Genomic DNA, 2,290 nt, shown 5'->3' on the forward strand with positions numbered 1-2,290 from the left:
GCCAGGCGCGGGGCGATGGCGGGAGCGAGGGTAAGGACACCGCCCAGCCGTGCGCGTTTGAGGGCAATGCCGATCCCCAAAGTGAGTAGGATCGCAACCAGAATCAGTAGGAGGCGCTGGGCTCTTTCATTCATGGGGAAATACGGCGATGCCAAAAAAGAAACTCCCGGCAAAGGGCCGGGAGCTCGTTTGATATGACAAGAGGCTTGCCCAGAGCCTCAACACCTGACTAGAAGTCTGAAGGCGGTGGTGGTGGCGGGCCACTCTGATTGCCGATTTTAATAACACCCAGATCGCGGGATGCCCCCCCCGCAGTACCTGGTACCGGAAAACCTGGATTCACCGTATTGTACTGCACCCCATTGACGATGCCCGTGCTATAGAAGTTGTTGTTGGGACCAACGACCGTGGCATTAACTGTATCTACGGTGGCGGGAGCATCGAGTGTGAAACTGCCATCGTTTGCTGTGAAAACACTGACTCCATTGAAACTTACCTGTGCGCCAGGGACAGGCAAACTTTCATTATTGTAGTCAAGCACGATCCCTTTAAAGGTCGCAACTCCGGTTGGATTTACTGAGGGGGGGGTGTCAGTACCGCCTCCCCCACCACAACCCACAAGCGGCACTACCAAGAGCGCGCTGAGCGCAAGGACAACCGCATAGTGATGGCTCTTGCCAAAAATCATTCCCATCCTCCAAGCCGCCCCATCCAGAGCTAGCCAAAATGACAGTAGAGAGTATAGCCGAAAGTCGGGCCTTTTCGCAACCCGCTCTACTCACTATAGATTGATCATCCTTTGGCAATGTTCCTTCATTCCCCGTAGAGAAAATTTCTGATGTTAGAATACGGTAAACTGAGAGGGATGAGATCTATCGAGTTGCCTCTGTCTACCCCTATTGTTCAGGCACCTCTTGGGGTATGTGATGGCCCGTGGCTGGCGGGCGCGGTTTCTCGCGCGGGTGGTCTCGGGACAATAACTCTCTCGGCACCGTCCTTGGAAGCCACTAGGGTGCGATTGGCGCGGTTGCGCGGCTATACAACCCGGCCCGTTCTTCTGGCCCTCACTGCCGAGTGGGAAAAAGAGCGGGTGCTGGAGCTGTGTCTGGAGCATGGTTTTCGCCACTTTCAGGTCTTCTGGTGGAATGGGATGCGCCAGGTGCGACGTATCCATGCGGGGGGCGGGCGGGCTCTCTGGCAGGTGGGGACACTTGACCAAGTAGATGAAGCTCTCAGTCAGGGGGCAGATGCTCTGATTCTTCAAAGCACCCAGGCGGGTGGGCCGGTACGCAGCCCACACACTCTAGAGGAGCTTGTTCCCCAGGTTCGTGCGCTTGTTGGAGCTGATTTTCCTGTGATCGCGGGGGGAGGTCTGGCAACCAAAGAGGATATTAACCGGACTCTGGAGCTGGGAGCGAGCGCCGCATTTCTAGGAACTCGTTTCTTACTCACCCGCGAGGCCAACGCCCCCTTGGCACACAAGCACCGTCTGCTTCAGGCCCAGACGCAGCAGCTTACTCTGGACACACGGCTGGTGGGGCAGTGGCCCTGCTCCCCGCGCCGACGCCTAGGCACTGCCACACTCCCCGATGTGCCTAGCCTCTATGCCGGTGAAGGACTCTCTCGGATTCATGGCCTGCCGAGCGCCGCTGAAGTCGTACGCAGGCTTAGTGCGGGCCTTTGACCTCCGTCCACGTACCGCCGCAAGGGCCGCCCATGGTGGAGTCCGCAAAGTTGACCGGGTTGCCGTCGAAGTCAATGCAGCGGTAGGAGCGCGAGAGCTCCGCTGAGGCTTTGGGGACGTAGTGACAGATAAATGCCCTTCGGAACCGATCTTTACTGTGGTTCGGATACGAGCCGTGGATCACTGAGCCATTGAAGAAGAGTGTGTCGCCCGCCTTCATATTCACAGGGACTGCCCCCATCCCCTCCGGAATATCCACGTGCTGGTCAGTGAAAAAGAGTGCCTTATCGGCGGGGCCTGGGCAGAGGACGGGCAAGAGGTGGGAGCCTGGAACGGCCACCATCCCGCCATTTTCCTGGTCCACGTCGTCTATGGCGGTCCAGGCAGCATAGCAGGTATCCGGTGCCACTCTTAAGTAGTAGTTGTCCTGGTGCAGATCCTGCCCACGGGCGCCTGCGGGCTTGAAGTAGAACATGCTCTGCGCCGCCACGGGCTCCTCGCCCATGAGAAGGCGCAGGAACTCCTGAACTCGATTATCCAGCATGTAGCGCATCGCGAGCGGCCCCACGGGCTTGTCGGGATGGTTATGCGGGTGCATCATGCGTG

At 58.3% G+C, this 2,290-nt stretch carries 3 protein-coding genes; 1 reads left to right on the plus strand and 2 read right to left on the minus strand.

Annotated features, from left to right (window positions below; genetic code table 11):
* Positions 1-229: 229 nt before the first annotated feature.
* Entirely contained in the window at positions 230-694 is a 465-nt protein-coding gene (locus ACH2EH_RS03010; protein ID WP_395138822.1) for a hypothetical protein, read from the minus strand.
* Between the two features lie 171 nt (positions 695-865).
* Here ACH2EH_RS03010 and ACH2EH_RS03015 point away from each other — a divergent pair, with 171 nt between their 5' ends.
* Entirely contained in the window at positions 866-1,684 is an 819-nt protein-coding gene (locus tag ACH2EH_RS03015) for a nitronate monooxygenase (protein ID WP_395138823.1), read from the plus strand.
* On the opposite strand, the gene ACH2EH_RS03020 is transcribed toward ACH2EH_RS03015, so the two are convergent.
* Positions 1,668-2,290 (minus strand): phytanoyl-CoA dioxygenase family protein (locus tag ACH2EH_RS03020; protein WP_395138825.1); only part of this gene is annotated, 623 nt, incomplete at its 5' end. The two genes, ACH2EH_RS03015 and ACH2EH_RS03020, sit on opposite strands and share 17 nt — an antisense overlap.

The sequence above is a fragment of the Armatimonas sp. genome (assembly GCF_043760365.1).
Lineage (GTDB): Bacteria > Armatimonadota > Armatimonadia > Armatimonadales > Armatimonadaceae > Armatimonas.